General features: G+C 44.6%; 10 protein-coding genes. All 10 read right to left on the reverse strand.

Annotation, left to right across the window (positions count from 1 at the left end):
* Positions 1 to 591: tetratricopeptide repeat protein (locus OCV67_RS12445; protein ID WP_147644268.1), on the reverse strand; the 591-nt coding region annotated here is incomplete at its 3' end.
* Complete coding sequence (mobP3, locus tag OCV67_RS12450) at positions 492 to 1,973, reverse strand: MobP3 family relaxase (RefSeq protein ID WP_147644269.1); 1,482 nt, start codon at positions 1,971 to 1,973, stop codon at positions 492 to 494. The genes OCV67_RS12445 and mobP3, both read right to left, overlap by 100 nt.
* Before the next feature lie 27 nt (positions 1,974 to 2,000).
* Entirely contained in the window at positions 2,001 to 2,477 is a 477-nt protein-coding gene (locus tag OCV67_RS12455) for a hypothetical protein (RefSeq protein WP_262644631.1), read from the reverse strand.
* Positions 2,478 to 2,759: 282 nt separating this feature from the next.
* Positions 2,760 to 2,996 carry a DUF6103 family protein gene (locus OCV67_RS12460; protein ID WP_147644270.1) on the reverse strand — a complete coding sequence of 79 codons (237 nt, stop codon included), beginning with the start codon at positions 2,994 to 2,996 and terminating at the stop codon, positions 2,760 to 2,762.
* A gap of 68 nt (positions 2,997 to 3,064) precedes the next feature.
* Positions 3,065 to 4,648 (reverse strand): hypothetical protein, encoded by a 1,584-nt coding sequence (locus tag OCV67_RS12465; RefSeq protein ID WP_147644271.1) that lies wholly within the window; start codon positions 4,646 to 4,648, stop codon positions 3,065 to 3,067.
* Between the two features lie 135 nt (positions 4,649 to 4,783).
* Positions 4,784 to 5,233 (reverse strand): HEPN domain-containing protein, encoded by a 450-nt coding sequence (locus OCV67_RS12470; RefSeq protein ID WP_178085151.1) that lies wholly within the window; start codon positions 5,231 to 5,233, stop codon positions 4,784 to 4,786.
* A complete protein-coding gene (locus OCV67_RS12475; RefSeq protein WP_147644273.1) occupies positions 5,214 to 5,570 on the reverse strand; it encodes a nucleotidyltransferase family protein in 357 nt (118 codons plus the stop codon). Before OCV67_RS12475 ends, OCV67_RS12470 begins: the two co-directional genes overlap by 20 nt.
* Positions 5,571 to 5,638: 68 nt before the next feature.
* Positions 5,639 to 7,465 carry a VirB4 family type IV secretion system protein gene (locus OCV67_RS12480; RefSeq protein WP_147644274.1) on the reverse strand — a complete coding sequence of 609 codons (1,827 nt, stop codon included), beginning with the start codon at positions 7,463 to 7,465 and terminating at the stop codon, positions 5,639 to 5,641.
* Positions 7,458 to 8,027 carry a hypothetical protein gene (locus OCV67_RS12485; protein WP_147644275.1) on the reverse strand — a complete coding sequence of 190 codons (570 nt, stop codon included), beginning with the start codon at positions 8,025 to 8,027 and terminating at the stop codon, positions 7,458 to 7,460. The genes OCV67_RS12480 and OCV67_RS12485 overlap by 8 nt, the downstream gene beginning before the upstream one ends.
* Positions 8,028 to 8,035: 8 nt before the next feature.
* Positions 8,036 to 8,296, reverse strand: coding sequence for a hypothetical protein (locus tag OCV67_RS12490; RefSeq protein WP_147644276.1), 261 nt, complete (start codon positions 8,294 to 8,296; stop codon positions 8,036 to 8,038).
* Positions 8,297 to 8,467 lie beyond the last annotated feature (171 nt).

Consider the following 8,467-nt stretch of genomic DNA (forward strand, 5'->3'; position numbering starts at 1 on the left):
GCAGCCAAACAAATAGATTTTTCCTAACCAGTAGCTTGCCCACGGATTCGTATCCGAACACTGTTCAAAATACGAAACGGAACGCTGCACATCGCGCTTTTCCTCTGTCAGATACAGCTTGCCAAGCGCATAAAAAGTATACTCGTTCTCATCCGCTGCAAGCAGATATTTTTCTGCTTTATCAAGATCCTGCGCAGTTATTTTACCATCCAGATAGATTTTTCCAATCCTGTAACAAGACAGCTTATCGCTGCTGTCTGCACATTCCGTCAGTATGGAAATACCCTTGTCAATATCCTGTTCCAGAAACTCGCCGCTGATATATTCCAATGCAATAATCAGTTTCGCATGAACATTTCCGTGCTCTGCAGATTGCTGAAAATATGTAATTGCTTTCGGAATATCTACGTCTGTTCCAAAACCATTCCGATACATTTGCCCAATTCTAAATTGCAGGAACGGCTTCAATTTTTTTGCAATTGGCTCGATTTTTAAAAATCCCTGCAATGCTTTCCGATAGAATTCAAACGACTTCTCCGCATCCTTTTTGCCCAGCTTTTCAGCCGCATACAGCTTTCCCAATTCAAACATAGCAAGAGCATTTCTGACTCAGCCTCCGACAGCAAAAGCAGTTCCGCTTGCAGATAATCCTGCAATTCCGAGCGCTTATCGTGAATCATTTCGTAAGCCGTTTTATAATTGTCATTCCACTTCAAATTTGAATCAGCAGGTTCTTTCGGTTTAAAAAAATCCGTATCAATTTGCGGTGGAATCTCAATTTCCGTTTCTGTAAACGACTCCGGCAGTTCCGGTTCTGCAACCTCAATTGCTTCAACAAGGAACTGAATATTTAAAACCTGCTGAACAATCATATTCCGCACCGGCTGAAAGACCTTGTTTTCCCACAGAGGAGGAAACTCCTTTTCTTTCTGAGTATAGGTTTTGTATTTCTGACGCTCAAGCTCGCACCACTTCTCATACAGTTCAGGTACATTTTCCTCCTGCGACAGAATTTTGAATACCTCATCAACCGTTGTCTTGACCTCCGGTTTAAGATATCCATAAACCTTTTTACCGTTTGTACTGTCAAGTTGTTTTTTCAAAGTGAAAATAAGACTTTCAAGTTTGGCATTGTGAAAATTGTTTTCCCTGATTTTTTTCAGCAGTTCTTCCACATACTTTTTTGACTCCATTTTCAGCTCGTCACGCCGAATAGTCTGCTCCATATAAATGCTTTGCAGATCGTCATGAAAAATATCGTTCGCAAACACGGAACGTATCTTATCGATTCCTTGTTTCGTCAAAAATCCCTGCTTTGGACTTTTAGAATACACCAGCAGATGAATATGCGGATGGTGCGTGGTGTCGTGAAAAGCGGCATACCATTTCAAATTGCACAGCGGAATTTTCGTCTGCTCCGCAATGTCAGCAATGTGCCGCATGACCAGTTCACGCCATCGCTCGGAGTTATCATAGCCAAGACGAATCGCATCCTCACGGCGCAGAGAGACAACGTGCGACCACACGTTTCCGGGATGATTTGCAATTTCATTTGCAGCTCTGTCAAGCACAATCGGTTCATCACTTTCATTAAAAAGTCCATGCGCACCGCGCTTCTCAACGCCCGGTCGCATTGCCATGTAACCGACAAAATTCTGACGGTTGCCGATAACATCTGCATTGCGCTCAATGATCGTACTGATAAGCTCAGATGCGTTTTCTACAGTAGGGTTGGCTTTGAAATCTTCGTATTCTAAATATCTTTTTGCCTCGGGAAAATCTGAAAGCAGGTCACTAAGCAGTTCTTGCTGATTTTGAGTAGCGTTATTATTTCTATCAATGGTATTTTGTTCACGCATCTCAACCGTTTCACGTATTGCAATGTATTTTGTATAGTTTCTGCGCTTGTTTTTACTTTTCTGATTTCCGCTTTTCAGATAGCGGCTTGTGACGATAATTTGCGATAAAGCCATGACATATCACCCCCGTTTTAATTTGATTTAATCTGACCGCTGATACCTCACAGCCTTTTCAAAATTAATGATACCATTGATCCGCTTAACTTCATCCGTACACATAGCGCGAAGCTTGATCATTGTATCGTCGTCAATGTCATGCACTGCCGCAAGCATATGTGTAATCGCACCGAGTTCAACAGCAACTTTAAACAAGGCACGGGACAGCCTCTGTTCCGTGCCTTTTACAATTCCCTCCGTAAGCGTTGCAAGCTGCGGAGCAATAAACTCCGTCGCTGTATGCTCTTTATTAAGAAGATATCCGCAGTAAAATCGTACTGCTTTTTCAATAAATTCAGAACGTGACTTGCAGTTATCATGCTCAAAAAGCGTGTCAATAATCCCCATAGTTTCGGGATATATCTTAAGACCGAATCTCTGCTTTTTATCCTCAGAGGCGACTGGGGAAACCTCCGTATTTTCTGCTTTTTCTTTTGTATTTTGTGTAGTATCCGACCGCAATTTTCAAAACCTCCATTCTATGCGACTGCCCGTTAAGGCTTTCAAACCTCTGCAAATTCGGCGAGCTTTGCTCGTCGATGTAATCGGTTGGTCGCCAAGAGGCGACCAAACTTTAACCAGCAATAAAATAAATGACCCTCAAACCCACCCGAAATCACCTGATTTCCGCTATTCCCAAACTCTGCGACAAATGCCCCAGATTCGCTACGACCGTTCTCATAGGGTAGTTATCCGACCTCACCGTCGAAAACGCCAAGCCGACATGGTGCGAACCGGGGCGTATTACTGCTCCGACTGCATTTCCGATTCCGCAGGAGCTGTATTTTTTGTCCTGCGGGACGGCTTCTTCGCCGCCGTCAACTCGATAAATTCACGCACATTGGAGGGTACATATTTCTGATAAAGCTGCTCTGCAAACTTTTCAAGTTCATCTGACAGCTTCATATTTTTCTGTCCCAGATACATTTCCAGTGCGGACAATTTTTCAGAATCAATGCTTACTGTGACTGATTTTTTCATTCAATTTTTCTCCCATCATAAAATATAAAAATTTCTTTAATTTTCCTCGCAGGATTTATACTGCTCTTTCATTGATTTGATGTGTGCGACATGGGTCCAGCGTCACGCTGGTCTATATATGATATATACGGAATCTGAAGCCGGTGCGTCCATTCACGCCCTGCAAGCTTGGTTCTGGTAACACCTCTGAGGGTATTCATGGCTTCGATTACCTCGCCGTTTCCGATGTAAATTCCTATGTGACCGTCCACCCAGACTGCAAGTCCGGGGATTTCGGGAATGGTATCGATCGTACCCTTAACCGTCGCATTTGCGAACATCGCATTCGCTCCAACATCTGCCATACCGTTAGAGCCGACAACAATTTCACCGCTTGCGCTGTCATACCAGCCGTAACCTTTGATCAATCCAACACAGTCGGAGCACCTCTTTCCAAGCCAGTTCTGACGGATGAATTCCATGTAATCTGTAACTTCGCCGCCGAACACAGAGGCTCTGTCCTGCAAAAGCGATTCCGTCAGCACGTTTCCATACGTGCCGTAAACATAGCCCCAGCCATTCTCGTGCGCCTGAATAGCCCACTGCACCAGTCCCAGATTATTTTTCTTCTTTTCGTCATATTCTTCAAAGTGAATCTCATTGCTGAAGCTATTTTCCTCGCCGTATTCGATCCACGGAATTTCAAACCAAGCAGTCCAGCTTCCGGTAGAAACAGGTTCTTTCATAACGCCGTCCGCAGCAGATTTTGCATACACAACATTGCCGTCGCCAACGTAAATCCCGATGGTATCGCCGCTGATCACCGCCGTTCCAACCGTTTCAGGCAGAGAATCAATATCACCCTTGACAGTCGCAGATTGATACAGTTCCTGCACAGTTTCGCTGTAACCCTCCGCTGAAATTGTCCGGTTTTCCGAGTCGTACCACAGATATGACCGCAGCAGATTGTAATTGTCCACCGTCCTGCGGCTCTGCCATTTGTCACAGTCTGTTGTGATTTCATCTGGGTATTTTTCTTTCAGCGCCTTGTATTTTTCCGCTGACAACACATTACCGTCTGTATGGGGAACATATCCCCACTGGGTTTCATAGGCGTTTTCCGCCCAGCGTGCAAGGTCGATATTGTTCATGATCTCTAAATTCAAGAAGCGGTTTTCATCAATGCTGACATTGGTAATCACAGCGTAGGAGCGCATGAACTCCTCGTAACTGATGCTCAATCCATATTTCCGATTCAGCAAATCGATCAGCTTTTCATTGTCGCTTTCCTTGAAACAGCCACAGAAATCCGCAAAAAAGTTCTCACCTTTTTGAACATTTTCAAAGTAGGTGAGATAGATCATCTGCGCTTTGACAATTTGATTTTTCAGGTTCAGCTTTGTCAATTCAGTCTCAATTGCTGTTCCGTCCGATTCCATCTGAGAAAGCTGCGTCTGCTGCTGGGCAGATAGATTCTGCACGTAGGCGGAATAGTCGATGCTCTGCGTTTCCGCAGACGACAACTGATTGCCCATTGCCAGCAAGAGCATTACCGGAAGCAATGCAATTGCTATTACAATTGCAATAATCAATCCGGCTGCTTTCCATGTCCGTTTGTCCGCAGCAAGGTAAACAGAGACCTTTTTGGCAATAGCGGCTACTGTGACACTCATATCAGATACCTCCTGATGATAAAAAAGCAGAGCCAACTGCTTCTCGCAATTGACTCCGAATTCTGTATTTTTTTCTTCTGCAAATTTTTTCCTCCCATAAAAAAGAGCCGCTTATTACTGCAGCTCTCTGTTGAATTACATTGTCATATCGAAAGATGGTTCTTCCGTTTCTTCTTCTGTTTCCTCACACATGTAATTCTGATTCATTGCCAAAATCAGCTTTTCATGTATTTCGTCGTAAAACGACTTTGCTGTATCGTATTTTTTTTGAGAAAACGTGATATACGGATCGTATCGGCTTTTTGATTCCCAGAGTGTCAACGAATCTGCAATGAGATCCAGATTATCGGAAAATGTTTCTCCAAGACTCTTACAATGTTCTGCCAGCTTATCAATATCATGCGTAAATGCCGGCGTTTCTCCATTGTATAAAATAATTGCCTTTAGAGACTTTTCAACTGCTTGCTGTAAATGATACAGTGCAGTCCGAATTGCAAATTCATCCGGGAAATAGGATTCCATAGCCTTACACGCCCGATAGTCTTGCTCTGAAAGTTTAATCATATCAGCAAACCCGGTTGTCATATACATCCACTCCTTTGGTATTGATCTCGTTTAACAGCAATTCACTCTGGATGCTGTTGTAGTGAATGATGTCCGTTTCCACATCTACTGCCCTTTTGATTGGTCGAATGATCCGCAGAAATTCATCTTCATCCGTAATGCCGGGTGCGTCAACTGCGATATCCAGATCGCTGCGCATACCACAGTTCAGCGTTACTGCGCTGCCAAATATGATAATTCTTTGAATGCAGTCAATGCTTTTTATGACATCAATGACCTTCTGCACCTCTTTCTGCATGGATGGAAAAATATATTTCAGTGTATCTGCACCTTCACAGCGCCTTGGAAAAATTCTCATCGTACGCACCTCCTTTTTTTATTGTACCACACTTTTTGTATGCAATCAAGTGTTTTTGCGAATCCGGATTATCTTCCGCCCGCCTTTCCAAACAATTTTTCCTTGTAAACCGGCGCATGCACCTGTAACAGATACCGTTCGTTACCGCAGCGATACAAACAGGAACCGCGCTCCGGATACTTGATCAGCGAGAACTCCGACATCTCCAATTGCAGTGTATCGGTGTACGCCTTTGGCTCGATGTTTCCGGCGTTGAACAGGAACTGGTGGGTGGGAATCGCAAACAGAGGTTTGGTAAATTCCCGTACCTCCGGAATCAGGAAGTCGTCCACATTCTGACTGGCGATCACCATCGCCGACTCCTTTTTGCGGACGCGCTTCATAGCATTGCGGATGTATTCGATTGCCGTCAGATTGCTCAAAAAGAGATAGGCTTCGTCAATGACGGAAACGGTATTTCCAACGCCCAGAAGCTGATTGCTCATGTAGGACAAAATATTGAACAGCAGCGTATCTTTTAGCCGCTTGTTGGTATCCATCAGACCTTTCACGCCGAAGCAAAGAAACTCTCCGTCCTTGATATTCGTATGTCCGTTGAAATATTTCGACTCCGCGCCCCTGCACATGGAGTGCAGTCCCAAGCAGATATTCTGCAAGGTTTCCTCTGTGTACAAATGCTTTTTTTCGTGGTCGAAGATCATAAATTCCTTTTCAATCAGGTCGTACAAATCCTGCATCACCGGATAATCCGTCGGTTTCAGCTTGTCAAAATCCGTCAGATCATCGATGTCAAATCGGGCGTAGAGCTTCATCAGCATGATCTCAATGGTGTCGATTTCGCTGTCGGAAAAGTCCTTGTAGGCGCGGAAAAAATCCTTTAAATAGGAGATATGCTGCGACAGCCTTGTAACTTTCCGAAACGGCTCCGGTGAGGTATCATCCTTTTCTGCTTCGCCAAAACTTTTCGGTTCCAGTGGATTGATCATATATTCACCGGACATGAAATCCAGATAAGTGCCGCCAAGATTGTTCGTCAGATCAGCATATTCCTGTTCTGCGTCCAGAACAATCACGCTCTTTCCGGATTCACGCAGATTCGTCAGCAGAAGCTTCATAAGATAGCTCTTGCCCTGACCGCTGTTGCCGAGAATTAAAACATTAGCGTTGGTTTTGTCATCGCTGCGCTTATCAAAGTCCACCAGAATGTTCGTGCCAAACTTGTCCCGACCGATGTAAAAGCCTTTTTCATCGGTCTTGCCGGAATAATTCAGCGGATAGAGATTCGCCACAGAACTCGCAGGAAGCACTCGTTCATACAGACTTCCAAACGCATTGTACCCGAATGGCAGCGCCGAAATCATGCCCTCTTTCTGCCGCAGAATCAGCCTGTCCACCGTGATTTTGGAGCGCGTTAACTCCATGAGTATATCCGATTGTAACTCCTTTAATTTGTCCTCGTCGGAGGCTTTCAATTCAATAAACACAGCCGTGTGCAGCAGCGGTTCTTTGTTTCGTCTCAGGTCTGCGATCAGCTGCACCACGTCCTGCAAATTGCTCTCCGCAGTCAGAGATTCCGTCACATCGTTTGTTGTGGACATCAGCTTGTTCCGGCGTGTGGCATGCTGGATGATCTGCCGCTGCTCAGCGCTGTCCACAAAGCGGTTGTAAATGCGGAGCGTCACAGAATTCCTGTCCGCAAGATGGGCAAGGATTGCCTGTTCCTCCGTAGTAGGCGGCCATTCCCGAACTGCCCATACGCATTTGTAACTGTTACCGCAGATAAAATGATCCGTAAAAAACCGCACTGTGCTTGGAACAATACGGTCAAAAAATTCCTGAACCCGGATTTCTTCCGCCTGTTGGGGCGTAAGGATTTTTTGTTTTCTCTTAAACATTTTCAATAACCTCCAAGTAATTTTCTCCCTCAATATCGGGCATTTCCTCTCCATTCATGGACGCTTCAAAGTAAATTGCCAGCATCCGCTTGACGTCGGATTTTTCCATGCGCCGCACGTCAAATCCATGCTCCGAAATCACTTTGGAAACACGGTTGATTTGCTGAAAAATCTGTTCGTCTTTTTTGTCCTTGAAACGAATGCAGAACAGAAACTGCCTTGCCGTAGACATCTCCACCTGAATATCGTCCAGAAATGCCATGTCCTGTTCCAGCAGTTTCCGAATATGCGGATTTTCCTCCTGTTTCAGGCGATTCTTGATATGAACCTTGTTGCCATCGAAGCATTCACAGCTGTCCAGACAAATGATTTCCAGTTCCGGAATCATACTTAACAGCATCATCAGATGGTGGATTTTCACATCGATATTTTCTGCCGACAGCACGGAAATGTTGGTTGGCAGCACGCTGAAAAAAGCAAGTCCTGCCTTGTCAGTCAGCAAGCCGTATTTGCCGAATGTCCGCAGTCCGAACAGGTTCTGCGTAGATTTTTTATTCTTCATAATACTCCTCACTTCCAGTAAAATATTTGCTGTGCCGTTATAAAAAACCGGAACGCACAGACCATATAATCGACCACCGTCGTCTCCTCAAACCGAATGCTCAGAAACGCAAACACCGCCGTGATGGCAAAGGGCAGAAAAGTCCATAGCTGCGTTAAAATCACCACTGACAAAATCAGTCCGAGACAGATGATCAGAAAGTCACGGATGCTCCAGAGCCACAGTCTGGAGGTCGCTTTTAAATTTTGCGGATAAATATATGTTTTCATAAAACGCTCCTTTACGCCAGCTTTTTCGCCACGAACTGTCCTGCACGAACAGCCGTATTTACTGTGCTTGTCACACTCATCATGGTGCTATACTAAAAAAGTGGACAGCAAAAAGCGAAAGATGGTATAATAATAAAAAAAGGAGAGAAACACATGGAAAACACCAAGTAT

It is taken from the genome of Porcipelethomonas ammoniilytica (assembly GCF_025567485.1).
Taxonomy (GTDB): domain Bacteria; phylum Bacillota; class Clostridia; order Oscillospirales; family Ruminococcaceae; genus Porcipelethomonas; species Porcipelethomonas ammoniilytica.